This is a genomic window from Bradyrhizobium sp., from assembly GCF_016213215.1.
Lineage (GTDB): Bacteria > Pseudomonadota > Alphaproteobacteria > Rhizobiales > Xanthobacteraceae > Bradyrhizobium.
In genome coordinates, this window is sequence record NZ_JACRAW010000007.1 from 109611 (window position 1) to 132863 (window position 23253).

At 63.8% G+C, this 23253-nt stretch carries 23 protein-coding genes; 9 read left to right on the plus strand and 14 right to left on the minus strand.

Features of this window, described 5'->3' with window-relative positions:
• Positions 1-144: 144 nt before the first annotated feature.
• A complete protein-coding gene (gene phbB, locus HY852_RS01720) occupies positions 145-870 on the plus strand; it encodes an acetoacetyl-CoA reductase (RefSeq protein WP_291602072.1) in 726 nt (241 codons plus the stop codon).
• A 119-nt stretch (positions 871-989) separates the two neighbouring features.
• A complete protein-coding gene (locus tag HY852_RS01725) occupies positions 990-1859 on the plus strand; it encodes an EamA family transporter (RefSeq protein ID WP_291602074.1) in 870 nt (289 codons plus the stop codon).
• Between the two features lie 27 nt (positions 1860-1886).
• Here HY852_RS01725 and HY852_RS01730 read toward each other — a convergent pair whose 3' ends face one another.
• Both HY852_RS01730 and gloB read right to left on the minus strand, forming a co-directional pair.
• Entirely contained in the window at positions 1887-2309 is a 423-nt protein-coding gene (locus tag HY852_RS01730; RefSeq protein WP_291602077.1) for a cupin domain-containing protein, read from the minus strand.
• Positions 2310-2318: 9 nt separating this feature from the next.
• The gene (gene gloB, locus HY852_RS01735; protein ID WP_291602078.1) at positions 2319-3086 is read right to left on the minus strand and encodes a hydroxyacylglutathione hydrolase; all 768 of its coding nucleotides are present in this window, start codon (positions 3084-3086) and stop codon (positions 2319-2321) included.
• 108 nt (positions 3087-3194) lie between these two features.
• On the opposite strand from gloB, the gene HY852_RS01740 reads away from it, so the two are divergent.
• Positions 3195-3929 (plus strand): methyltransferase domain-containing protein, encoded by a 735-nt coding sequence (locus tag HY852_RS01740; RefSeq protein ID WP_291602080.1) that lies wholly within the window; start codon positions 3195-3197, stop codon positions 3927-3929.
• 55 nt (positions 3930-3984) lie between these two features.
• Here HY852_RS01740 and HY852_RS01745 read toward each other — a convergent pair whose 3' ends face one another.
• The 5 genes from HY852_RS01745 to HY852_RS01765 form a co-directional block, all read right to left on the minus strand.
• Positions 3985-4707, minus strand: coding sequence for a DUF4167 domain-containing protein (locus HY852_RS01745; protein ID WP_291602082.1), 723 nt, complete (start codon positions 4705-4707; stop codon positions 3985-3987).
• Positions 4708-5174: 467 nt separating this feature from the next.
• Positions 5175-6059, minus strand: coding sequence for a peptide chain release factor N(5)-glutamine methyltransferase (gene prmC, locus HY852_RS01750; protein ID WP_291602085.1), 885 nt, complete (start codon positions 6057-6059; stop codon positions 5175-5177).
• A 14-nt stretch (positions 6060-6073) separates the two neighbouring features.
• Positions 6074-7159, minus strand: a complete 1086-nt coding sequence (gene prfA / locus HY852_RS01755) for a peptide chain release factor 1 (protein ID WP_291602087.1) — start codon at positions 7157-7159, stop codon at positions 6074-6076.
• Between the two features lie 53 nt (positions 7160-7212).
• Positions 7213-9480, minus strand: coding sequence for a phosphoenolpyruvate--protein phosphotransferase (ptsP, locus tag HY852_RS01760; RefSeq protein WP_291602088.1), 2268 nt, complete (start codon positions 9478-9480; stop codon positions 7213-7215).
• 277 nt (positions 9481-9757) lie between these two features.
• The gene (locus HY852_RS01765) at positions 9758-11011 is read right to left on the minus strand and encodes an aspartate kinase (RefSeq protein WP_291602090.1); all 1254 of its coding nucleotides are present in this window, start codon (positions 11009-11011) and stop codon (positions 9758-9760) included.
• A gap of 172 nt (positions 11012-11183) precedes the next feature.
• Here HY852_RS01765 and HY852_RS01770 point away from each other — a divergent pair, with 172 nt between their 5' ends.
• From HY852_RS01770 to HY852_RS01780, 3 genes are all read left to right on the plus strand, one after another.
• Positions 11184-11651 carry a PH domain-containing protein gene (locus HY852_RS01770; RefSeq protein ID WP_291602091.1) on the plus strand — a complete coding sequence of 156 codons (468 nt, stop codon included), beginning with the start codon at positions 11184-11186 and terminating at the stop codon, positions 11649-11651.
• A gap of 13 nt (positions 11652-11664) precedes the next feature.
• Positions 11665-12450 carry a bifunctional 2-polyprenyl-6-hydroxyphenol methylase/3-demethylubiquinol 3-O-methyltransferase UbiG gene (gene ubiG, locus HY852_RS01775; protein ID WP_291602093.1) on the plus strand — a complete coding sequence of 262 codons (786 nt, stop codon included), beginning with the start codon at positions 11665-11667 and terminating at the stop codon, positions 12448-12450.
• A 110-nt stretch (positions 12451-12560) separates the two neighbouring features.
• Complete coding sequence (locus HY852_RS01780; protein ID WP_291602095.1) at positions 12561-13460, plus strand: DMT family transporter; 900 nt, start codon at positions 12561-12563, stop codon at positions 13458-13460.
• 125 nt (positions 13461-13585) lie between these two features.
• On the opposite strand, the gene HY852_RS01785 is transcribed toward HY852_RS01780, so the two are convergent.
• From HY852_RS01785 to HY852_RS01800, 4 genes are read right to left on the minus strand one after another with little or no spacing between them, the layout of a single operon-like run.
• On the minus strand, positions 13586-14074 hold the full coding sequence (locus HY852_RS01785) for a DUF1178 family protein (RefSeq protein WP_291602096.1): 489 nt from the start codon (positions 14072-14074) through the stop codon (positions 13586-13588).
• Positions 14071-14949: a carbon-nitrogen hydrolase family protein gene (locus HY852_RS01790; RefSeq protein ID WP_291602097.1), complete on the minus strand. Its 879-nt coding sequence runs from the start codon at positions 14947-14949 to the stop codon at positions 14071-14073. Before HY852_RS01790 ends, HY852_RS01785 begins: the two co-directional genes overlap by 4 nt.
• Positions 14946-15221, minus strand: coding sequence for a glutaredoxin 3 (gene grxC, locus HY852_RS01795; RefSeq protein ID WP_291602099.1), 276 nt, complete (start codon positions 15219-15221; stop codon positions 14946-14948). The genes HY852_RS01790 and grxC overlap by 4 nt, the downstream gene beginning before the upstream one ends.
• 43 nt (positions 15222-15264) lie before the next feature.
• Positions 15265-16062 carry a ComF family protein gene (locus HY852_RS01800; RefSeq protein ID WP_291602102.1) on the minus strand — a complete coding sequence of 266 codons (798 nt, stop codon included), beginning with the start codon at positions 16060-16062 and terminating at the stop codon, positions 15265-15267.
• Between the two features lie 77 nt (positions 16063-16139).
• Between HY852_RS01800 and HY852_RS01805 the strand changes: the two genes are divergently transcribed.
• Positions 16140-16988, plus strand: coding sequence for a methyltransferase domain-containing protein (locus HY852_RS01805; RefSeq protein ID WP_291602128.1), 849 nt, complete (start codon positions 16140-16142; stop codon positions 16986-16988).
• A 125-nt stretch (positions 16989-17113) separates the two neighbouring features.
• On the opposite strand, the gene mutT is transcribed toward HY852_RS01805, so the two are convergent.
• Positions 17114-17524 (minus strand): 8-oxo-dGTP diphosphatase MutT, encoded by a 411-nt coding sequence (mutT, locus tag HY852_RS01810; protein WP_291602104.1) that lies wholly within the window; start codon positions 17522-17524, stop codon positions 17114-17116.
• A gap of 141 nt (positions 17525-17665) precedes the next feature.
• Between mutT and HY852_RS01815 the strand changes: the two genes are divergently transcribed.
• On the plus strand, positions 17666-18988 hold the full coding sequence (locus HY852_RS01815) for a TadE/TadG family type IV pilus assembly protein (RefSeq protein WP_291602106.1): 1323 nt from the start codon (positions 17666-17668) through the stop codon (positions 18986-18988).
• A 58-nt stretch (positions 18989-19046) separates the two neighbouring features.
• Here HY852_RS01815 and argJ read toward each other — a convergent pair whose 3' ends face one another.
• Entirely contained in the window at positions 19047-20288 is a 1242-nt protein-coding gene (argJ, locus tag HY852_RS01820) for a bifunctional glutamate N-acetyltransferase/amino-acid acetyltransferase ArgJ (protein ID WP_291602108.1), read from the minus strand.
• Positions 20289-20457: 169 nt separating this feature from the next.
• On the minus strand, positions 20458-21372 hold the full coding sequence (locus HY852_RS01825; RefSeq protein WP_291602110.1) for a peptidylprolyl isomerase: 915 nt from the start codon (positions 21370-21372) through the stop codon (positions 20458-20460).
• Between the two features lie 343 nt (positions 21373-21715).
• On the opposite strand from HY852_RS01825, the gene secA reads away from it, so the two are divergent.
• Positions 21716-23253 (plus strand): preprotein translocase subunit SecA (gene secA, locus HY852_RS01830; protein ID WP_291602112.1); only part of this gene is annotated, 1538 nt, incomplete at its 3' end.

Sequence of the window (23253 nt, forward strand, 5' to 3'; positions counted from 1 at the left end):
TATTCTTCGCAGCCGGACCGCATTGAACTAAAGAAAACGCCCGGCTGTGCCGGGCGTTTTATTCTTGATAACCGTCAAACGGACCGCATAATTCGACTCTAAAAACTTCACGGCGGCACAAGCGTCCAAGGGAAGGAATACGACATGGCACGTGTTGCGTTGGTGACGGGAGGTACGCGGGGCATTGGTGCCGCGATCAGCAAGGCGCTGAAGGCGGCGGGCTACAAGGTCGCCGCGAGCTACGCGGGCAACGATGCGGCGGCGGAGAAGTTCAAGAGCGAGACCGGCATCGCCGTCTACAAGTGGGACGTGAGTTCGTTCGACGCCTGCGCAGAGGGCGTCAAGAAGATCGAGACCGAACTCGGCCCGATCGATGTCCTGGTCAACAATGCCGGCATCACACGCGACGGCGCCTTCCACAAGATGACGCTGGAGCAGTGGAATGCGGTGATAGGCACCAATCTCGGATCGCTGTTCAACATGTCGCGCCAGGTGATCGAGGGCATGCGGGCGCGCAAGTTCGGCCGCATCATCAACATCTCCTCGATCAACGGCCAGAAGGGACAGTTCGGCCAGGTCAACTACTCGGCCGCGAAGGCCGGTGAGCTCGGCTTCACCAAGGCCCTGGCGCTCGAGAACGCCAAGGCCGGCGTCACCGTGAACGCGATCTGCCCGGGCTACATCAACACCGAGATGGTGCAGGCAGTCCCGAAGGACGTGCTGGAAAAATCGGTCCTGCCACAGATCCCGATCGGCCGCCTGGGCGAGCCGGAGGAGATCGCGCGCGGGGTCGTATTTCTCGCCGCCGACGAGGCCGGCGCCATCACCGGCGCGACGCTGACGATCAACGGCGGCCAGTACATGGTGTGATTGTTACATCGCGTCATTGCAAGGAGCGCTACGAAGCAATCCAGTTGCTAGATGGATTGCTTCTGTACAGCCCATCATCGGGCCGGGCATCGCCGGCCGTCGCCTGGCATCCTCAATCCATGACCTCCCGCAGTGCCACCCTGATCGGATTGACGGCGATCCTGATGTGGTCGCTGCTCGCGGTGATGACGGTCGCGACCGGCAGGATCCCGGCGTTCCAGCTTGCTGCGATGACGTTCGCGATCGGCGGTCTGGTCGGACTATTGACCTGGATCGGACGAAAGAGGGCGGCGCGAAGCCTCTCGCAGCCGCCTGTGGTATGGATCGTCGGCATCGGCGGGCTGTTTGGCTATCACGCGCTGTATTTCCTCGCGCTCCGTTACGCGCCGCCGGCGGAAGCCGGCCTGTTGAACTACCTCTGGCCGCTCCTGATCGTGCTGTTCTCCTCGTTCCTGCCCGGCGAGCGATTGGCCCCGCACCACCTCATCGGCGCGACGCTCGGTCTTGTCGGCACCGTGCTGCTGTTCGTCGGCAGCGGGGCCGGTTTCGCCCCCAGCCAATTGCCGGGACTTCTCGCCGCCTTCATCGCGGCGTTCGTCTGGGCGACCTATTCGGTGCTGTCGCGCCGGCTGAAGTCGGTGCCGACCGATGCGGTCGCGGGCTTCTGCCTGGTCACCGCGGTACTGGCGGGGCTGGTGCATGCGGCCATCGAAACCACCGTATGGCCGGACGGCGCCGTGCAGTGGCTGTCCGTCCTGGCGCTCGGCGTGTTCCCGGTCGGCGCGGCGTTCTACGCCTGGGACATCGGCATGAAGCGCGGCGACATCCGCGTGCTCGGCGCGGCTTCGTATGCGACGCCGCTGCTGTCGACCTCGTTCCTGATCCTGGCCGGCTTTGCCAGACCGAGCGCCAACATCGTGCTTGCCGCCATCCTGATCGCCGGCGGCGGCCTGATCGCGGCGAAGGACATGGTGTGGAGAAAGAAATAGCGCGGTCGCGTTTCGAGCTCTGAAAGCTCACGGTTCCCAGTCGCGGGGCGCGAGCTCGAAGCTTGTAAATTGGAACGCCGGCGCGACGGTGCAACCGACGAGGGTCCAGTCGCCGGTCGACTCGGCCGCCTGCCAGGCATGCGCCGGCACGATCGCCTGCGGGTGCTCGCCGCCCGCGACATCGGGGCCGAGGCGCACCATGTGCTCCGCGCCGCCGCCATGGGCTATACGCAAGGTCAGCGGATGACCGGCATAGTAGTGCCAGATCTCGGCCGCATCGATGCGGTGCCAGTGCGAGCGCTCGCCGCGCGCCAACAGGAAATAGATTGCGGTCGAACGCGAGCGCCCGTGGGCATCGAGGCCCGCATCGCGAAAGGTTTCTCGGTAATGGCCGCCTTCCGGATGCGGCCTGAGTTCGAGGTGCGCGATGATTTCGGCTGCGGTGCGCATCGCCGGACTTCAGGACTTGTTCTTGCGTTCGCGCAATTCGCCGAATACGGAAGCCGCATCGGCGCCCTTCATGTGCAGCTTGGCGGCTACCGACGGATCGTCGGCGCGCAGGAACACGTTGGCCTGCTTCTCCTCGCCGAGCAGCGCGGGGATCGTCGGCTTGTTCTCGCCGCGCAATTTCGCTACTTCCGCCGCGCGCGCCTGCAGGGCCGGATTGTCGGGTTCAATGGTCAGGGCGAATTTGACGTTGGAGGCCGTGTATTCATGGCCGCAATACAGCCTGAAATCGTCGGGCAGCGCACGCAGCTTCAGAAGCGAATCCCACATCATCGGATAGGTGCCCTCGAACACGCGCCCGCAGCCGATCGAGAACAGCGTGTCTCCGGCAAACACCGCCTTTTCGGAGTCAAACACGTAGGCGACGTGCTCGAGCGTATGGCCGGGCGTTTCCAATACGCGCGCGAGCAGATTGCCGACCTGCACGATGTCGCCGTTGGCGATTCGAAGATCGACATTGGCGATCTTGCCCGACTTGTCGCGAGGGGCGACCACCCGGCAGCCATACTTCCGCGTCAGCTCAACGGCCCCCCCGACATGATCGCCGTGATGGTGGGTGATCAGGATGTCGGTGAGCGTCCAGCCTTCGCGCTCCAGCGCCGTGATGATGGGCGCGGCTTCGGGCGCGTCGATCGAGGCGGTCGCCTTCGTTGCCGGATCGTGAACGAGATATCCGAAATTGTCGGTCAGGCAGGTGAAAGTGCGAATTTCGGCGGCCATGACATCTCCATCGCGAGCAGCCCCGCCTGAGAGATATGGCGTTAACGCTGCGCAAGCAACGCAATATTCCGCGCCCCTGACGCGGCTTGGGCGTGTTACATTGGCGTCATGAGCATCGACGTCATCGACCTGCGCGACTTCTACTCGCAGCGCCTCGGGATCGTGGCGCGGCGCCTGATCAATCGCGGGATCAAGGCGCGCTGGCCGAGCGCCGAGGGCCAGCGGGTGCTTGGTATCGGCTATCCCACCCCCTATCTGGGCCTGTTCCGGGAGGACGCGGAGCGCTGCCTCGCCTTCATGCCGGCGGCGCAGGGGGTGTTGAAATGGCCGACGGGGCGACCGGCGCTAGCCTCGCTCGTCGATCAATTCTCGCTGCCGCTGCAGGATGCGGCGGTCGACCGCATCCTCCTGGTCCATGCGCTGGAAATGTCGGATGACCCCGCGGGGCTCCTGCGCGAGGTGTGGCGTGTGCTGGCCCCGTCGGGCCGCGTCATCGCCGTGATTCCAAATCGGCGCGGTGTATGGACCCGTACCGACAATACCCCGTTCGGACACGGCCGGCCCTATTCGCGCTCGCAGATCACGGACCTGTTGCGCCAGACCTGGTTCACGCCGACCGCATGGCGCGAAGCGCTGTTCATGCCGCCGGTCGGCTTGTTCCTGCGCTCGGCGATGGCCTGGGAACGCGTCGGTGCCGCGTTGTCGCTGCCGTTCGCGGGTGTCCACATCGTGGAAGCAACCAAGCAGGTCTATCGCGTAATCCCTGCCAATCAGAAGCGCGCGCGCCTGATGCCGGCGCTGGACCCGGTGCTGGTGCCGTCATCGACGGCGACGCGGGGATAAGACAGGAAACGCCCCGGCGAGGGGCCGGGGCGTTTCATCCAGAGACTGTTGGGAGCTATTCGCCCGGCGAGAAATCATCGCCTTGTGCGGCCGGCGCAGCTTCGCGCTCGGGACGCTGGCCGTGCGGCCGCCGCCGGCGGCGAGGATAGCGGTCGCGCGGCTCGCGCTCGCCGCCGCCTTCGAAGCCGGCCGATCCGCCGTTCACCTGCGGCTGCGCGCCGGTGATGAAGGAAGGCAGGCGATCGACGCTGCCGGTATCTGCAACCGCGGGCTGCGGTTGCGGCGACTGGGGCTGGTACTGCGGTTGCGGACGGTGCTCGCGCTCGCGATGTTCGCGCGGTTGCTGTTGATCGCGCTGAACGTTGTCACGCACGTAAGGCTGTGGCTGCTGCTGCACCGGGACGAAGCCGGGCTCTTGGCCGAAGCTGGAGGAGAACCCATCAACGTCCTCCTCGCCGTAATCGCCCATCGACTCGTCGCTGCGCTGCTGCTGTGGTTGCTGCTGCTGCGGCTGGTTCTGCCGGAATTGCTCCTGTGCGGCAGCGATGAGGCGGAAATAGTGTTCGGCGTGCTGATAATAGTTCTCGGCGGCAACCGGATCTCCGGACGACCGCGCGTCGCGCGCAAGCTGGAGATATTTTTCGGCGATATGAGAGGCGGTGCCGCGGATCTTGATGTCGGGTCCGTTCGATTCGTAGACCCGGGTCATCGGATTTTGGCCGCGCCGGTTCTGATTATTCCGGTTGCGCATCCGCTGCTTGTTCTGACCGTTTCTCATGTCCTGCCTTTATTCCAGCCCTGAAAGTTAGAGATGTTGAATTGCCGTTGCTTCAGAATGCCCAGATCGCCCGGCCCAACGCCGCGTGCACCGTATGGCGATGCCGCTCCTGATTGCGTCGATGTCGTCAGCCGCCGCGTTCCACAAAGACGCGCTCCCCACCCGCCAGCGTTCATCGCCGGCGAACTCCTCATGTAGCCTGCCGAAACAAGCCCTGTTCTCTTGCGTAAATCGTTGCGCGCAATACCACGCTTTCGTTCACGTTGCGGTCGGAAAGCAGCGCAGCTCCACCGGCCATCGCGCTTAACTGGACCTGCCTCTTGGAACCGTTGACCCGGCGCGGCTCTCACGTTAGAGAGCTCGGCTTTCGCCCGTGGTACCTACGGGGCCCTGCACCGATGTCGTGCCGGGAACGTAGTCGTTCCCACGGGATATTCCAAGTGGTTTTTTGCAGACCAATCGAGCTTTTATGGGGGCCTTTTTCGGGCTGCTACAGCCCTCAGAATGCCCGATAGATCGGCTTTTGCCGGTCTTTCCACCGTTAACTCCGAAGCCGTCATCAAAGTTTCAATATCGTGAACCTGGCCCTGGCCGGCTTCCACGACGAGCATCCCGCCCGGATCGAGCAGCTGTGCGGCCTGCGGGATCAGGGCGCGATAGGCATCAAGACCGTCGCTGCCGCCGTCCAGCGCAAGGTGCGGATCGTGATCTCGAACCTCGGTCGCGAGGTTCTTTATGTCCGCCGAACGGATGTAGGGCGGGTTCGACACGATCAGGTTGAACTTCCCCGAGAGGGCCGCTGCAAAGTTGCAGGCGACAAACGTCGCGCGGTCCGTCAGGCCGAGACCCATGGCGTTCTGCTTCGCTGTTCGCAACGCTTCCGGGCTGACGTCGGTGCCTGTGCCGAATGCACGGGGAATTTCGTGCAACAGCGCCAGCAGGATCGCTCCGGTTCCGGTGCCGATGTCGGCAATCCTTATTCCACGATTAGATATGGGAAGGCTGCGCGAAATTTCCAGTGCGAACTCGACCACCGCTTCAGTGTCCGGACGCGGCACCAGGGTCGCCGCCGAAAGCCTGAAGGGCAGCCCCCAGAACTCCCTGATGCCGAGGATGCGCGCAACCGGCTCGCCGGCAAGACGACGAGCCGCGTATTCTTCAAGCCGCAGCGACTCCGCCTGGGTCACCGGTCGCGCGCCATGCGCGATCATGCCCGTCAGGTCGAGAGCAAGCGCCGCGCCCGCCAGCAGACGCGCGTCGAGCTCGGCGGAATCATTGCCGGCCGATCTCAGCCGCGCCGCCAGCGCGCGGCGGGCGTCCTCGATGCTCCGACCGGTGAAGGAATGGGTCACGCGAGAGCTCCTGCTCACGCCGCCGCGCCTTGCGCTGCAAGCTGCGCCGCCTGGTGTTCGGTTGTCAGCGCATCGATCAATTCGCCAAGCGCTTCGCCCGATATTACCTGCGGCAGCTTGTAAAGCGTCAGATTGATGCGGTGGTCGGTGACGCGGCCTTGCGGAAAATTGTAGGTGCGGATGCGTTCGCTGCGGTCGCCGGAGCCGACCTTCTCCTTGCGGTCCGCCGAGCGCGCCGCGTCGACGCGCTGGCGCTCGGCGTCATAGATCCGCGAACGCAGGATGTTCATCGCGGACGCGCGATTCTTGTGCTGCGAGCGGCTGTCCTGCATCATGACCACAATGCCGGTTGGAATGTGGGTGATGCGGATCGCCGATTCGGTCTTGTTGACGTGCTGACCGCCGGCACCCTGCGCGCGCATGGTCTCGATCTTCAAATCGTCGTTCTTGATGTCTACGTCGACATCTTCGACCTCGGGCAATACGGCTACGGTCGCGGCCGAAGTGTGGATGCGGCCTTGCGTCTCGGTATCGGGCACCCGCTGGACGCGGTGCACGCCAGATTCGAACTTCAGCTTTGAGAACGCGCCGCGGCCCTGCACTTCCGCGATGATTTCCTTGTATCCGCCGACCGTACCTTCGCTGGCCGAGATCACGTCGACCTTCCATCCCTGCAGGTTGGCGAAGCGCTCGTACATGCGGAACAGGTCGCCAGCGAACAGCGACGCTTCGTCGCCGCCGGTGCCGGCCCGGATTTCCAGCACGACGTTGCGGTCGTCCATGGCGTCCTTGGGAAGCAGCGCAACACGGATCTTCTGCTCAAGCTCGGCGATCCTGGGATGAAGCGTTTCGCGTTCGGCCTCCGCCATGCCGCGCATCTCCGCATCCGTCGCGGGGTCGGCGATCAGCGATTCGGCATCGGCCAGCTCCCTCGCCGCAGCGCGATAGGCTTTGACCGCATCAATCAAGGGCGTGATCTCGGCAAGCTCGCGCGTAATCTGCACATAGCGCTCGGAGCTCACCTGGCCGAGCAGCTCGGCTTCCAGCGAAGCATGATGCGCCAGCAGAACGTCCAGTTTGGCTTCGGGGAGTGACGACATCGGTACAGTCTCTAACAGCGAATGCAGGCGAAACGGCGCGGGCAGTCGGCCCGCTACAACGGCAGCCCTTCGGCCTCAGCAAATTCGGTCAGCTTCTGCCGAATCGACACGCTGCCCGCCGGCGCCTCGAGGAGCGGCTCGAGAGTCGCCGCGGCCTTGCCGGCGTCAAGTTCGAGAATCATCGCCTTCACCGGGCCGAGCGCGGTTGGCGAGAGCGACAGCGAGCGATAGCCCATTGCGATCAACGCCAGTGCCCCGAGTGGCTTTGAAGCCATCTCGCCGCAAAGCGAGACCGACTTCTTCGCCGGGGCGGCCTTGCGCACGATCTCGCGCAGCACTCGCAGGATGGGAGCCGACATGGTGTCGAACCGTTCCGAGACCTTGGCGTTGCCGCGGTCGACCGCGAACAGGAACTGGAACAGGTCGTTGGAGCCGACGGAGATGAAGTCGACCTTCTTGAGGAGTTCGTCGAGCTGATACAGTAACGCCGGAACCTCTACCATGGTGCCGATGTCGATGCGCTCGGGGAGAGTGTGGCCGTGCTGGCGCAGATAGGTCAGCTCGCGCTCGACCAGGCCCTTGGCGGCATCGAACTCGTTGATTTCGGAGATCATCGGGAACATGATGCGCAGGGCCCGTCCGCCGCCGGCGCGGAGCAGTGCTCGAATCTGGCCGCGCAAAAGTCCCGGCCGGTCCAGCCCGAGCCGGATCGCGCGCCAGCCGAGCGCCGGATTTTCCTCGATCACGGTCTCCAGATAGGGCAGCGCCTTGTCGCCGCCGATGTCGAGGGTGCGGAAGGTCACTGGCTTGGAGCCCGCCGCATCGAGGACGGCGCGGTACAGTGTGAGCTGGTCACTGGTACGCGGCAGACTCTGGCCGACCATGAACTGCAGTTCGGTGCGGAACAGGCCGATGCCGGCGCTGCCGGTGTCGTCGATGTGCGGCAGGTCGATGGTCAAGCCCGCATTGATCATCAGTTCGACCGGCTGGCCGTCCTTGGTCACGCAGGGCCTGTCGCGTAGCGCAATGTATTGCGCCTGGCGCCGGGCCCGGAAGCGTACCCGCTCGGCATAGGCTGATTCGACTTCCTGCGACGGGCGGACATAGATCGAGCCCGAGCTGCCGTCGACGATGATGGCATCGCCCGGGTCGGCGATACCAGGCGCGTTCGGCACCTCGCCAACAGCGGGAATACCGAGGGCGCGCGCCACGATCGAGACGTGCGAATTGGCGGTGCCTTCCTCCAGCACCAGGCCCCGCAGCCGCTTGCGGTCGTAGTCGAGCAGCGCCGCGGGGCCCATCGCGCGCGCGATGATGATGGCGTTGTCGGGCAATTGCTCACGCGAGGGCGCGTGATCCTGCCCGACGAGCTGGCGCAACAATCGGTAGCCGAGGTCCTCGAGATCATGCAGCCGTTCGCGCAGGTAAGGATCAGTGGAGCGCAGCATGCGCGCGCGGGTGTCCGACTGTACGCGCTCGACGGCGGCTTCGGCGGTGAGGCCGGTGGCGACCGCCTCATGGAGCTTGTGCGACCAGCCCTGGTCGTTGGCGAACATGCGGTAGGCTTCAAGTACGTCGCGGTGCTCGCCACCGTCGGCGACGTCGCCACGTTCCAGCATGCGGTCGAGGTCGGCGCGCAGCTTGGCGAGCGCTGAGTCCAGCCGCTTGATTTCTTTCGGCAGGTCTTCGGCGATGTAGTTGTTGATGACGACGCGCGGCTCATGCAGCACGACATGGCCGAGCGCGATGCCTTCGGACAGGACCGCGCCGTTCTTGTGCTGGGAATGCCGGGCGGCGGGCTCGGCCCCGGGCTGCGCCAGAGCGGCCAGTTCGCCGGAGGCGATCATCTCCGCCAACACCATGGCGGTGGTCTGCAGCGCCTCGACCTCTTCCTCGACATAGGTGCGCTTGGCGCGGTTTTGCACCACCAGTACGCCGAGCGTGTTGCCCGCGCGCAGGATCGGCACGCCGAGGAAGGAGTGGTAGATCTCTTCGCCCGTTTCCGGGCGGAACGAGAACGCTGGATGATTCTGGGCGTCGGAGAGATTTAGCGGTGTCGCTTCGCTGGCGACGAGGCCGACGAGACCCTCATGGGCGCTTAGCACCGTGCGGTGGACGGCTTCCCGCTTCAGACCCTCGGTGGCGTAGAGCTCGAGTGTGTTGTCGATGCGCAGCACGTAGACCGAGCACACCTCGGCCACCATGTTGGCCGCGATCAGGACTACGATCTTGTCCAGCCGCTCCTGCGCGCTGACCTTCTCCGCCATGGTTTCGCGGAGCCGTCTCAGCAAGACGCGGGGGCCTCCCGACGTGCTCCGCATGTTGCGTCAACCCCTCCATGGAGCCAGCCCGGCGCGTGGCCGGCCAACTGGCGTTAAACTCCAGAAAAACAACAAATTGCTCATCCGTCACCGGCGCAAGCCCTCGCTCGGCCGAAATCGGGATGGCCCAAACCGGAGCACAGCTTGCGGCAGCCCACCCTGATCGCCGTATAGCGAATTGAGGTTTGTTTTGCCAAGCAAAACGCCTGCCAGAAGCGCAACGCTTTTGCCAGTCGTTCGCCGCCTTTTTGCTGCGGTTGCTAAGAGAAAAATTCGCCTAAACTTGATCGAGTCCGTAGAGCGTATGCAGCGTGCGGACCGCAAGCTCGGTGTATGCTGCGTCGATCAGCACCGAGAACTTGATCTCAGAGGTCGTAATGGCGCGGATATTGATGTTCCGTGCCGCCAGCGCAGCGAACGCCTTGGCGGCGACGCCGGCGTGGCTGCGCATGCCGCTGCCGATGACCGAGACCTTGGTGACGTCGGTGGCGCTGTCGAGCCGGGCATAGCCGATCTTGGCCTTGGCGGAGGTGATGGTTTCGCGGGCGCGGGCATAGTCGGTGGCCGGCACCGTGAAGGTCAGATCGGTGGTCTTGCCGTCTTCGGAGACATTCTGGACGATCATGTCGACGTTGATGTTGGCCTCGGCCAGAGGCCCGAAGATCGAGGCGGCCACACCCGGCTTGTCCTCGATCTGGCGCACCGAGATCTGCGCCTCATCCTTGGAAAACGCGATTCCGGTGACGACTTGGTTTTCCATGATCTCCTCCTCGCCACAGATCAGCGTGCCCGGTGGGGTGCCGTGCGGGTCGATATCTTCAGGCTTGTCAAAGCTGGAACGGACGAAAATTGGCATGTTGTGGACCATGCCCAGTTCCACCGAGCGCACCTGCAGCACCTTGGCGCCCTGGGAGGCCAGTTCCAGCATGTCCTCAAATGCGATCTTTTCGAGCCGCCGTGCCTTGGGAACGATGCGCGGGTCGGTCGTGTAGACCCCGTCGACGTCGGTATAGATGTCGCAGCGGTCTGCCTTGACGGCGGCGGCAATTGCCACCGCCGACGTATCGGAGCCGCCGCGGCCGAGCGTGGAGATTCGGTTGTTCTCCGGATTGATGCCCTGGAAGCCGGCGATGACCGCGACCTCCTTGCGCTCCTTGAAGCGGTTGATGATCTCGGATCCATCAATGTCCAGGATCCGTGCCGATGCGTGCGCGTTGCTGGTCCTGATCGGGATTTGCCAGCCCTGCCAGGAGCGGGCCTGGATGCCCATGCCCTGCAGGACGATGGCGAGCAGCCCGGAAGTGACCTGTTCGCCGGAGGCCACCACGGCGTCGTATTCGCGCGCGTCGTGCAGCGGCGATGCTTCGGTGCACCAGGCTACCAGTTCGTTGGTCTTGCCGGCCATTGCCGATACCACCACGGCAACTTCGTGGCCGGCATCGACCTCGCGTTTAACGTGGCGTGCGACGTTGCGGATTCGGTCGATGTTGGCGACGGACGTGCCGCCGAATTTCATCACGAGGCGGCTCATGACGACGCGTGCATTCCCTATCGAGGATAAGTAAGGTGGCCTGAGCGGAAAGATGACGCAGGCACCGAAACGCGCGTATACATAGCGGCGCGCCCGGGGGCAAGCGGGTTCCTCATGCTCCGGAACGTACGGAATCGGTTAATTCAGGGCTTAAGTTCGGGCGGGCAGGTTCATGGGGCGTTACATCGACGACATCCTGCAGCCTGACGAAAAAGTGCTGTATTCGACCAACGCGCACTGGATGTTCTACCTGCCGGCGATTTTCGCCTGGACCGGGGCGCTGATCCTGTTCGCCCTGTCACGGCAGACGACCACCGAGGGTGTCGTGCTGTTGTGCCTCGTGGCGGCTGCCGCGGTAGCGCTGGTGGCGCTGTACTGGACCGTAAAGGCCTGGTTCCGCCGCTGGACCACCGAGACCGACGTCACCAACATGCGTGTCGTGCACAAGGAGGGCTTCATCCAGCGCCGGACCTTCGAAATAGCTTTGGACAAGGTCGAGAGCGTTGACGTCACTCAGAGCATTTTCGGCCGGATTCTCGATTATGGCGACGTTACCATCATGGGCGTCGGCGAGGGCAGGGAGACGATCTCGACCATTGCCTCCCCGCTCGAGTTCCGTAACCACATCACCGCGCGGTAGGACGCGGGTTTTCATGAGTATGCAGCAAAATTCATCTGCTGGCCCATCCGGTGGCCAAGGGCCTATTCAAGGCTCGACGGTCGATGCCGGCGAAGTCGCGAAATTCTCCAAAATGTCGGCGGAGTGGTGGGACCCCAAGGGCAAGATGGCTCCCCTGCACAAGATCAATCCGCTGCGGCTGGGCTATATCCGCGACGCCGCTTGCCGCAAGTTCGAGCGCAATGCGAGAAGCCTGAATTGCCTGTCGGGACTGCGCCTGCTCGACATCGGCTGCGGGGCCGGGCTGTTGTGCGAGCCCCTGGCGCGGTTGGGGGCGCAGGTGGTCGGCATCGATCCTTCCGCGAACAACATTGCTGCGGCGAAGCTGCACGCGGACAAGGGGCATCTGCCGATCGACTACCGCTGCACGAGCGTGGAGGCGATGGACCTGCGCGAGCGTTTCGACATCGTGCTCGCGATGGAAGTCGTCGAACATGTCACCGACATCGGCATGTTTCTCAACCGCTGCGCAGCGATGCTGAAGCCGACCGGGCTGATGGTGGTCGCGACGCTGAACCGCAACTGGAAGAGCTTTGCGCTGGCCATCGTAGGCGCCGAATACATCCTGCGCTGGTTGCCGCCCGGCACCCACGAATGGAACAAGTTCGTCACCCCGGACGAACTCACCAGGCACCTGCTGGACAATCGTCTCGTCATCACCGAGCATACCGGCGTCGTCTACAGCCCCTTGGCTGACAAGTGGAGCCTGTCCTCCGACATGGACGTCAACTACATGGTCATCGCCGAAGCCATGGTGTGACGGATTTGGTGAAAGGTCGGCGCATCGCTGTCATGACGGTGCTTAGGTTGACCTGTTGAGCCGATCCCGGCAGGTTGCCTGCAGATCTACGGTTCCGCCATCTTCCGCATATGTCCTCCCTCACCAGCCTCTGGATTCCCTTCACCATCATTGCTGCGCTCGGGCAGGTCGCGCGCAATGCGATGCAGCGGCAGCTCACTGCGCCGCTCGGGACCTGGGGCGCGACCAACATCCGCTTCCTGTTCGGCTTTCCGTTTTCGATGCTGTTCCTGGCGATCGTGCTGATCGCGACCGGTGATCGCCTGAGCTGGCCTTCCGTGATGTTCTGGCCGTGGCTGCTGCTCGGGGCGCTCAGCCAGATCCTTGCCACCGGCCTGATGCTGCTCGCCATGAACATGCGCTCGTTCGTGGTGACGACCGCCTATCTGAAGACCGAGGCGATCCAGACCGCGATCTTCGGCTTCGTCTTTCTCGGCGATCACCTCACCTGGCTCAAGGTGGTCGCGATCCTGATCGCGACCTCCGGCGTCGTCATCACCGCGCTCAGGCCCGGCGGCGAGAAGGGCTTTGCCGAGCTGAAGCCGACCATCATCGGCCTGACTGCGGCCGCCTCCTTTGCTCTGTCCGCGGTTGGTTTTCGAGGTGCCATCATCACCGTGCCGGCCGTGTCGTTCGTCACTGCGGCATCGTTCACCCTGCTGCTTGGCCTGTTCGTGCAGACCCTGGTGTTGACGATCTACCTGTTGTGGCGCGCGCCGAAAGTGCTGCAGGCGATCCTGAACCTGTGGAAGCCGTCGATGCTGGCCGGCTTCATCGGCGCCTTTTCCTCGCAATTCTGGTTTCTGTCGTTTGCGCTGACGGCGGCTGCCAATGTCCGCACTCTGGCGCTGGTCGAAGTGCTGTTCGCGCAAGCCGTGGCCCATTACTCGTTCAAGCAGCCGGTTTCGGCGCGCGAGCTTCTGGGCATCGTGCTGATCGTCGGCGGAGTGGCGCTGCTGGTCGCGGCGTAGAATAGTCTCTCAGTGTCGTCATGTCCGGGCTCGTGCCGACACGTCCCGGAAATCCACGTTTCAGTCGAGCGGAGAAAGGCGTGGATGGCCGGGTCAAGCCCGGCCGTGACGGAGAAAGCGCGGTGTCAATTCCGGTCTTCCGGCAGCACCGGCAGCGGCGCGACCTCGATGCCTTCGTCGATCAGCGAGCGCGCTTCCTCGGGCGAGGCCTCGCCGTAGATCGGGCGATGCTCCTTGTCGCCGTAGTGCATCGCGCGCGCCTCGTTGGGGAAGCGCTCGCCGACATTGTCGGCGTTCTTGACGATGTGGTCGCGCAATTCCTTTAACTTGGCGCGCAGCTCGCGTTCCTGGGCCATGAGCAGCGAGGTCGGGGTCGGCGCCGCCTGTGCGGCCTGGGCGACCACCTCTGTGCTCGGGGCGGGCTCCGCTGCCGGCTGCTCGCGGCGCTTGTTGCTCACGATCTGCGGAGCCATGATCGCCTTGTCGACCTTGGCCGAGCCGCAGACCGGGCATGTGACCAGCTTGCGCCTCACCTGGGAATCGTAGGCAGAGGAGCTTTGGAACCAGCTTTCGAAAGCGTGGTCGCCTTCGCAGCGGAGCGAATACCGGATCATGCCGATCCCCGAATCAGATGCAGATGATCGGGGTGCGTTTGCGCGTCGACCACGCTGAAGCGTCGCCCGTGCTGCAGCGACGGAATGGCCCTGCGCGCGGTCTCGACCTTGGCCGGATCTATCTTGGCCAGGAACACGCCGGGCTCGACGCCACCTTCGGCGATCACCTCGCCCCAGGGATCGATGATCAGGGAGTGACCGTAGGTTTCGCGCTTGTTCTCATGCAGGCCCGCTTGCGCCGCGGCGAAGACGAAGCAGCCGGTTTCAATGGCGCGCGCGCGCAACAGCACATGCCAATGCGCCTCGCCAGTCTTGCGGGTGAAGGCGGACGGAACGGTGATGAAGGATGCGCCGCTCTCGGCGAGCGCGCGGTACAGGGCAGGGAAACGCAGATCGTAGCAGATAGTCAGCCCGATGCGGCCCCAAGGCAGGTCCGAGATCACCGCGGTCTCGCCCGGCTGGTAGTTGGCGGATTCGCGATAGCTCTCGCCGTCGGGCAGGTCGATATCGAACATGTGGATCTTGTCGTAGCTCGCCAGCAGATTGCAGTCGGGCCCGATCAGGAACGAGCGGTTGACGGCCTTCTCCGGCGAATAGCGCAGCGCCAGCGAGCCGATATGGAGATAAATCTTCAGTTCGGCCGCGAGGGCGCGATAGGCCTTCAGCGAGCGATCATCCTCCCCGGTCTGAAGATGCTCGAACAACGCCTTGCGGTTCAGCTGCATCATGTTGCTGACTTCGGGCGTCAGCACGTAATCGGCGCCGGCGGCGGCCGCGTCCCGAATCAGTTTCGTGCCCTGCTCCAGGCTCGGCTCGGGCCACAGGCCGGTGCGCATCTGCACCATGGCTGCGGTGAAGGTGCGCTCGGTGCTCATGAGGTGGCCCTCATACCTTCCAGCAGCGCGTCGAGCTTGCCTTCGCGATCCAGCGCGTAAAGGTCGTCGCAGCCGCCGACATGGGTTCTGCCGACGAAAATCTGGGGAAAGGTCGAGCCCTGTCCGGCGCGGTCATACATCTCCTGGCGCCAGGAGGGGTTCTCGGCGACGTCGAACTCGGTGAAAACCACCTTCTTGCGCGTCAAAAGCGACTTTGCTGCGGAGCAATAGCCGCATCCAGGCCTCGTATAGATCTCGACAGCAGTCGTCATTTCCCCAGCGCTCTCGTTGGAAGTCCTTGACTTATATGGGAGCTTACCGGCTGTCGACAACCCGGGCGAACACCAGCAGGTCGACCTGGGCGGCCTTGGCGCGAAGCAGCGCGCGCGCGCAGGCATCCGCGGTGGCCCCCGACGTCAGCACGTCGTCGATCAGCACCACCCGCCGGCCCTGAAGTTCGCATTGCCGGTCGGGGGGCACCTTGAACGCCCCCTGCACATTGGTCGCGCGCTGCGCCCGCGACAGCCCGATCTGCTGCTCGGTAGCGCGCACCCGCTGCAGGACGTCCCCCTTCACGGCAACCCCGCTCCGGCGCGCGATGACGCGCGCCAGCGCCCCCGATTGGTTGTAGCGGCGCCGCCAGGCCCTGCCCCAATGCAGCGGGACCGGTATCAGCATGTCGGCGCCGTCAAGCAGTTCGCGCCCGGCGCGCGCCATCCAGCGACCCATGGCGGGAGCGAGATCGGTGCGATCCTGGTACTTCAGGCCATGGACCAGTGTCCTGGCGACATCGTCATAGCGTACCGCAGCGCGCGCCCGCTGGTAGGCCGGCGGGCTGGCGATCGCCTCCATCGACAGCATGTCGGGACCGGGATCGTAAACGAAGGGAATGCCAAGCCGCGGGCAATAGGGCGGGGCGATGAACGACAGCCTCGCCCAGCAGGCGGCGCACACCCCTTCGCCGTCGACCGGCTCGCGGCAGGATACGCACAGCGTCGGCAGCGCAATGTCGAGCGCGAGTCTCGCCGCGTGCAACAAGGCACGGCCGCCGCCCGCCATCGCGTCCTTGAAATGGCCGGAAATGGAACGTGAAAGGGAGCTTGCGACTTCCATGCCAAAGGCTAGCGCCGCACGGCATCCTGCTCAAGCACCGGATTGCCAGGGCCAGCGAGATCGGCGTAACCAACCGCATGGCACCGAACCCGCAAACCCCCGTCCTGTTCGACCGCTCGCTCTTGATCGCGCGGCAGGATCGTGCGCGGTCGCTGGGACCTGAGACTTTTCTGCTCGACCGCGTCGCGGACGACCTGCGGGAACGGCTGGAGGCGGTGATACGCGAATTTCGCGACGTCGCCGATCTCTGGACGCCGGGCAACGGACTGAGCTCATCGCTGCGCGCACGGTTTCCAGCGCTCGTCCATGTCGGGCCTGCACGGACCGGCGAGGAAAGGCTGCCATTTGCGCCGGAATCGCTCGATCTCGTCGTCTCCGCGCTCGCCTTCCAGTTCGTCAACGACCTGCCCGGCGTGCTCGCGCAGATCCGCCGCGCGCTGAGGCCGGACGGGCTCCTGCTCGCCGCGATGGTGGGCGGCGACAGCCTGACCGAGCTGAGGCAGTCGTTCGCCGCAGCCGAGGCCGAATGCGAGGGTGGAGTGTCGCCGCGCGTTGTCCCTTTCGCCGACCTGCGCGATATCGGCGGCTTGTTGCAGCGGGCAGGTCTTGCGCTGCCGGTGACCGATGTCGATCGCATCACCGTGCGCTACGATCACGCGTTCGCGCTGATGCAGGACCTGCGGCGCATGGGCGCGAGCAACGTACTGCTGGAACGAAGGCGCACGCCGACGCGCCGCGCCACCATGCTGAGGATGGCGGAGGTCTACGCCGATCGTTTTGCCGACGCCGACCGCCGCATCCGCGCCACCTTCGACATTGTATGGCTGTCGGGCTGGGCGCCGCATGAAAGTCAGCAGCAGCCGCTCAGGCCCGGCTCGGCCAAGGCGAGCCTGGAGGCGGCGGTGCAAAAGGCGCGAAAGGCTTGATGCCTGTTCTCATGGTGAGGAGCGCGCATCGCGCACGTCTCGAACCATGAGGTCGGGATCGGGGCCTTCATCCTTTCGAGACGCCGCGCAAGTCGCGGCTCCTCAGGATGAGGGTTTTTGCTCGGTCACATCAATAGATCGATGAGATGCGGGATCAGCGGAATATCAGCCGGCGGCATCGGATAGTCGCGCAGTTTGTTGGCGCGGACCCAGGCCAGGTTCTGTCCTTCGCGAGCCACCACCAGCCCCTCCCAGCGGCGGCAGATGTAAAGCGGCATCAGCAGATGGAAGGCCTCGTAGGCGTGGCTGGCGAAGGTGAGCGGCGCCAGGCAAGGCTCTTTCACCGAGATGCCGAGTTCTTCGTGGAGTTCGCGAATCAGGGTCTGCTCCGGCCGCTCGCCGGGCTCGACCTTGCCGCCGGGAAATTCCCACAAGCCCGCCAAAGATTTGCCTTCCGGCCGCTGGGCTATCAGCACCCTGTTGTCCTTATCGATCAGCGCGCAGGCCACGACCAGTGTAAGCTTGAGATCAGCCATGGGCAGCTTCAGATGCTCGAGATCGAGGGGTTGCCGGAAACCAAGTATTAACCGCGTTCGGCCGGTCACTCTAGCTTTGGAACAAGTTATATTTAATTCCCGTGCGCTAGAGCTTGCGAGTTCAATCAGCCAGCAGTGCCCATGTCAGTCCTCTTCCACACGATCAGCCGGTTCAGCCGCGACCAGCGCGGCAACATTGCCGTCATCTTTGCATTGTCATGCGTTCCCCTGATCACAGTGGTGGGTTGCGCAGTCGACTACGCGAGAGCCAACCAGCTCTATAGCAAGCTGCAGACCGCAGCGGACGCCGCCAGCGTCGGCGCGCTCGCGAGAACCTCGCCGGCGTTCCTTGCGGCCGGGTCGATGGTATCGGACGGCGAGATCGAAGCGGGCTCCACCGATGCAAACAAGATTTTCGCCGGCAATCTCGCCAATGCCAGCGGCTATACGCTCAACAGCTTTCAGGCGATGGTGAAGAAGACGGGCTCGAAGCTGACTTCGACCGTCGACTTTTCCGCCAGCATCCCCACGATGTTTCTCGGTGTGATCGGCAAGAGCACGCTGACCGTGAACGGCAAGTCGGCCTCCACCGTGAGCATGCCGCTCTACGTGGATTTCTACCTGCTGCTCGACAACTCGCCGTCGATGGGTGTTGGCGCGACGCCTTCGGACGTGCAGAAGATGGTCGACAACACGCCCGACAAGTGCGCCTTCGCCTGCCACGACCTGAAGGACAAGAAGAACTACTATGATCTCGCGAAATCCCTCGGCGTAACGACGCGAATCGACGTGCTTCGCAGCGCCACCCAGTCGTTGATGGACACCGCGGCCAACACCCAGACCTACTCGAGTCAGTTCCGGATGGGGATCTACGATTTTGGTGCATCAGCCAGCACCGCCGGCTTGCGGAACCTGTTCTCGCTGTCAGCGAACCTGTCGAGCGCCAAGGCTGCAGCTGGCGGCATCGATTTGATGATGGTGAACGGCCAGAACGAGAACAAGGACCAGGATACGCCCCTCACCGAGGTCTTGCCCGCGATCAACAAGGAAATCACCTCACCGGGTGACGGCACGTCAGGCTCGCCGCTGAAGTACCTGTTCTTCGTCTCCGACGGCGTTGCAGATGAGAACAACAAAGCTTGCCTGAAGCCCGTGACGGCCTCAACGCGTTGCCAGTCACCGCTTGATGCCTCGCTTTGCAAAGCGATCAAGGACCGCGGCATCAAGATCGCGGTGCTCTATACGACCTATCTGGCACTGCCGACCAACAACTGGTACATGAAATGGCTCGACGCCTTCAATAAAGGTCCGTACGGTCCGTCGCCGAACAGTGAAATCGCGCAGAACATGCAGAGCTGCGCCTCGCCTGGGCTCTATTTCGAAGTGAGTCCCACCCAGGGCATTTCGGACGCCATGAATGCGCTGTTCCAGAAGGCGGTCGCCGACGCGCGCATCGCGAGCTAGCAGGCTTCCGCGCAAGTTGATGTGACTGTGAAGGTCGCCTCGGGTCCGCTGTGACCGGTCACGAGCGATAGTCGCCGTTGATCGCGACATATTCTTTGGTGAGATCGCAGGTCAGCACCCTGTCGCGCCCCTTGCCGAGGCCGAGCCCGATTTTGATCGCGATCCTGGGCTGCTTCATCGCCTCCGACACCTGCGCTTCATCATAGGCCGGATCGCGCGCGCCGCTCTTTGCCACCCGTATGCCGTTGAAGAAGATCGACAGCTTGTCGCGATTGGCGGGCTCGCCGGCCTTGCCGACCGCCATCACCACGCGGCCCCAGTTGGCGTCCTCGCCGGCGATGGCGGTCTTCACCAGCGGCGAGTTCGCCACCGACATCGCGATTTTTCGCGCAGAAGGTTTCGATACCGCACCCTCCACGGTGATCTCGACCAACTTGCGCGCGCCTTCGCCATCGCGCGCCACCTGCTCGGCGAGGTTGGCCAGAACGGAGCGGAAGGCGTTGGTGAAGGCTTTCAGGCGCGGGTCGCTCGCGCGGCTGATCCTGGGCGCGCCGTGAGCTGCAGCCGCTCCCGTCGCAAAGGCGAGCAGCGTGTCGGAGGTCGAGGTATCACCGTCGATGGTTACCGCGTTGAATGTGTCCTCGACGCCATTCTTGAGCAGCGATTGCAGCGCGGCCGCCGTGATCGGTGCGTCGGTGAAAACGAATGCAAGCATGGTGGCCATGTCGGGGGCGATCATGCCGGCGCCCTTCGCCATGCCGCTGATCGTGACCTTGGCCTTGCCCAGTTTCACGGCGGCGGTTGCAACCTTCGGGAAGGTGTCGGTGGTCATGATCGCCTTGGCTGCGCCCAGCCAGTCCCCGGGCGCGGCCGTTTCGGCGAGGTGCCCGAGCACCCCGTCGAACTTGGTGGCATCGAGCGGCTCACCGATCACTCCCGTGGAGGCGAGAAACACATCGTTCGGGCTGCAGCCGACGGCTTTTGCCGCGATGGCGGCGGTCAAGGCAGTCGCTTGCCGGCCGGTCTTGCCGGTGAAGGCATTGGCGTTGCCGGAATTGACGACCAGCGCGCGCGCCGCACCGCGGGCGAGCTTGGCGCGGCACCATTCCACCGGGGCCGACGGACATTTGGACCTGGTGAAGACGCCGGCTACCGTCGTGCCCCTGTCCATCACCGCGAGCAGCACGTCGGTACGGCCCTTGTAGCGGATGCCGGCCTCCGCGGTGGCGAGCTTGAGGCCCGCAATCACAGGCATGTCGGGAACGTCTTTAGGGGCGAGCGGGGAAATGGCTGAGGACATGAAGCGGCCTATCGATCAAGCAAAGTGTCATGGCCGGACGATCGCGATATCTCCCGGCCATCCACGTCCTTTTTCGCCAGACCCGCGCGTCAAAGACGTAGATGGCCGGGACTAGCCCGGCCATCGCGATGCTAAATACTATCGGCTGCGAAGAAGTGACAGCGAATTCTTACTTCTTCGCCGGGGCCGCCTTGGGGTCGGCCGCCTTGGGGTCGGCCGGCCTGGTGTCCGTCGACTGCGCCGGCTTATCCAGGCGCTCGACCTTGGCCGCTTCGCGCAGCTTGGCAACGTAATCGGCCTGCGCCTTCCGGGTCACGTAGGTCTCGATCTGCGCCTTGACCTGATCGAAGCCCGGCGGCTTGCGGTTGCGCTTTTCCTCGACCTTGATGATGTGCCAGCCGAACTGCGACTTCACAGGGTCGGAGATCTTGCCGGGCTCGAGCGAGAACGCCACGCTGGCGAACTCCGGTACCATCTGGTCCTTGGTGAAGAAGCCGAGATCGCCGCCGTCCGCGGAACCGGGATCCTTCGATTTCTTCTTGGCGACTTCAGCAAAATCGGCGCCCTTGTCGAGGTCGGTCTTGATCGCCTTGGCCTCGTCCTCGGTCTCGACCAGGATGTGACGCGCGTGCACCTCCTGCTCACCGCTGATCTGCTTCGAGGCCTCTTCATAGACCTTCTTCATCGCTTCGTCGGAAGTGGCGGCCTTGCCTTCGTTGGCGAGCAGGCTGTCCATCAAGAGGCGATTGCGGGTGAAAGCCAGGCGCTTCTTGAATTCCTCGGTATCCTGAACCTTCTTGTCCTCGGCCGCCTTCGCGACGATCTTCATGTCGATCAGGAAGGCCAGCACGTTCTCGTCCTTGGTAGCCGGATCCATCTGCGCAAGGCTCGGCCCGAGCTCCTCCACCGCCAGGGCGACGTCGCTCTTGCGGATCTCGGCGCCGTTGACCTTGGCAAGCACCGGATTCTGCTCTTCAGCACCCCGAACCGGCCCGGCGATCACAACCATGGCGAGGCAGCCCGCAAGGGCGGAAGCAAGGCCGTAGCGCAGGCCGGTTTTCGCTACCGGGAACGAGGTCGTCATGGAAAATCCTTATCTTTTCGGGGCCGTTCGGGCGGGCGGACACTCGCCCAATCGCGACGGCTTGGCAACGCGAAAAGTCTGTCAAAATGATGAATTAGCTGAAAGGTTACCGCCGTTGACAACCCTTGGACCGGGCCATATCTCTGCCCCGTCGCGTCAATGGCGATGGCATTTATTTTGCTGCGTTTTTGGCCGTTGAACCCAGATTTGCTTTATTCCCACCCAATTGGCGGATCCCCGGAAAACGGGGCTGGCACCGCGAGGCGTCACGGTGAGTTGATAGGCAACTTGGTAGACCACCTCTCGGCTGCAACGCGGTAACCGCGAAAGTTAGGAATTTGGCATGATCGGCGCGCTCGCCCGCAAGCTTTTTGGCACCGCCAACGACCGGCGGATCAAGGGATACCAGTCCCGCGTTACCGCCATCAACGCGCTGGAGCCGGAACTTGCGAAGCTCTCCGACGAAGCGCTCAGGGCCCGCACGGACGAGTTCAAGAAGCAGATTGCCGAAGGCACGACGCTTGACGACGTCCTGGTCCCCGCCTTCGCTACCGTTCGCGAGGCCGCCAAACGCACCCTCGGCCAGCGCCATTTCGACGTCCAGCTTATCGGCGGCATGGTCCTGCACGAGGGCGACATCTCCGAGATGAAGACCGGCGAAGGCAAGACGCTGGTCGCAACCCTTGCCGTCTATCTCAACGCGCTCGCCGGCCGCGGCGTCCACGTCGTCACGGTCAACGATTACCTCGCCCGCCGCGACGCCGCCTGGATGGGGCAGATCTACTCCTTCCTCGGGATGACCACCGGCGTGATCGTTCACGGGCTCGACGACGCCGAGCGCAAGACGGCCTATGCCTGCGACATCACCTACGGCACCAACAACGAATACGGCTTCGACTATCTGCGCGACAACATGAAGTACCGTCTGGAGGATATGGTCCAGCGCGGGCACAACTTCGCGATCGTCGACGAGGTCGATTCGATCCTGATCGACGAGGCGCGCACGCCGCTCATCATCTCCGGTCCGCTCGACGACCGCTCCGATTTCTACAACACGATCGACACGTTCTTCGCCAGAATCGACAAGAGCGATTACGAGCTCGACGAGAAGCAGCGCACGGTGACGCTGACCGAGGGCGGCATGGAGAAGATGGAGCGGCTCCTGCGCGACGGCGGGCAGCTCAAGGGCGAGTCGCTCTATGACGTCGAGAACGTCTCCGTCGTGCACCACCTCAACCAGATGCTCCGGGCCCATACGCTGTTCACACGCGACAAGGACTACATCGTGCGCGACGGCGAGGTCGTCATCATCGACGAATTCACCGGCCGAATGATGCCGGGCCGTCGCTATTCGGAAGGCCTGCATCAGGCGCTCGAGGCGAAAGAGCACCAGCCGGTGCAGCCGGAAAACCAGACGCTGGCCTCGATCACCTTCCAGAACTATTTCCGCATGTACGACAAGCTTGCGGGCATGACCGGCACGGCGGCGACCGAAGCCGACGAATTCTTCGACATCTACAAGCTCGAGGTCGTCGAGATTCCGACCAACCTGCCGGTGGCGCGTCTCGACGAGGACGACGAGGTCTACCGCACGCAAAAGGAAAAATACGCCGCGATCCTCGCCGAGATCGAGCGGGCGAATGCGCGCCTGCAGCCGGTCCTGGTCGGCACCGCCTCCATCGAGAAGTCGGAAGTGCTGGCGGAGTACCTGAAAAATAACGGCTACAAGCAGATCGATTTCGGCAAGGAAGGCGCGCTGGACAAACTCTACGCCGCCGCCCGCGCTGGCAAACCGGACAAGCTGTTCGCGGTCCTGAACGCGCGCTTCCACGAGCAGGAAGCCTATATCGTCGCGGAGGCCGGCGTGCCCGGCGCGATCAC

What these genes read in the sequence shown, in the direction of transcription:
- phbB (WP_291602072.1), top strand. Translation starts at nt 145, where the DNA reads ATGGCACGTGTTGCGTTGGTGACGGGAGGTACGCGGGGCATTGGTGCC.
- HY852_RS01725 (WP_291602074.1), top strand. Translation starts at nt 990, where the DNA reads ATGACCTCCCGCAGTGCCACCCTGATCGGATTGACGGCGATCCTGATG.
- HY852_RS01730 (WP_291602077.1), bottom strand. Translation starts at nt 2,309, where the DNA reads ATGCGCACCGCAGCCGAAATCATCGCGCACCTCGAACTCAGGCCGCAT.
- gloB (WP_291602078.1), bottom strand. Translation starts at nt 3,086, where the DNA reads ATGGCCGCCGAAATTCGCACTTTCACCTGCCTGACCGACAATTTCGGA.
- HY852_RS01740 (WP_291602080.1), top strand. Translation starts at nt 3,195, where the DNA reads ATGAGCATCGACGTCATCGACCTGCGCGACTTCTACTCGCAGCGCCTC.
- HY852_RS01745 (WP_291602082.1), bottom strand. Translation starts at nt 4,707, where the DNA reads ATGAGAAACGGTCAGAACAAGCAGCGGATGCGCAACCGGAATAATCAG.
- prfA (WP_291602087.1), bottom strand. Translation starts at nt 7,159, where the DNA reads ATGTCGTCACTCCCCGAAGCCAAACTGGACGTTCTGCTGGCGCATCAT.
- ptsP (WP_291602088.1), bottom strand. Translation starts at nt 9,480, where the DNA reads ATGCGGAGCACGTCGGGAGGCCCCCGCGTCTTGCTGAGACGGCTCCGC.
- HY852_RS01765 (WP_291602090.1), bottom strand. Translation starts at nt 11,011, where the DNA reads ATGAGCCGCCTCGTGATGAAATTCGGCGGCACGTCCGTCGCCAACATC.
- HY852_RS01770 (WP_291602091.1), top strand. Translation starts at nt 11,184, where the DNA reads ATGGGGCGTTACATCGACGACATCCTGCAGCCTGACGAAAAAGTGCTG.
- ubiG (WP_291602093.1), top strand. Translation starts at nt 11,665, where the DNA reads ATGAGTATGCAGCAAAATTCATCTGCTGGCCCATCCGGTGGCCAAGGG.
- HY852_RS01780 (WP_291602095.1), top strand. Translation starts at nt 12,561, where the DNA reads ATGTCCTCCCTCACCAGCCTCTGGATTCCCTTCACCATCATTGCTGCG.
- HY852_RS01785 (WP_291602096.1), bottom strand. Translation starts at nt 14,074, where the DNA reads ATGATCCGGTATTCGCTCCGCTGCGAAGGCGACCACGCTTTCGAAAGC.
- HY852_RS01790 (WP_291602097.1), bottom strand. Translation starts at nt 14,949, where the DNA reads ATGAGCACCGAGCGCACCTTCACCGCAGCCATGGTGCAGATGCGCACC.
- grxC (WP_291602099.1), bottom strand. Translation starts at nt 15,221, where the DNA reads ATGACGACTGCTGTCGAGATCTATACGAGGCCTGGATGCGGCTATTGC.
- HY852_RS01800 (WP_291602102.1), bottom strand. Translation starts at nt 16,062, where the DNA reads ATGGAAGTCGCAAGCTCCCTTTCACGTTCCATTTCCGGCCATTTCAAG.
- HY852_RS01805 (WP_291602128.1), top strand. Translation starts at nt 16,140, where the DNA reads ATGGCACCGAACCCGCAAACCCCCGTCCTGTTCGACCGCTCGCTCTTG.
- mutT (WP_291602104.1), bottom strand. Translation starts at nt 17,524, where the DNA reads ATGGCTGATCTCAAGCTTACACTGGTCGTGGCCTGCGCGCTGATCGAT.
- HY852_RS01815 (WP_291602106.1), top strand. Translation starts at nt 17,666, where the DNA reads ATGTCAGTCCTCTTCCACACGATCAGCCGGTTCAGCCGCGACCAGCGC.
- argJ (WP_291602108.1), bottom strand. Translation starts at nt 20,288, where the DNA reads ATGTCCTCAGCCATTTCCCCGCTCGCCCCTAAAGACGTTCCCGACATG.
- HY852_RS01825 (WP_291602110.1), bottom strand. Translation starts at nt 21,372, where the DNA reads ATGACGACCTCGTTCCCGGTAGCGAAAACCGGCCTGCGCTACGGCCTT.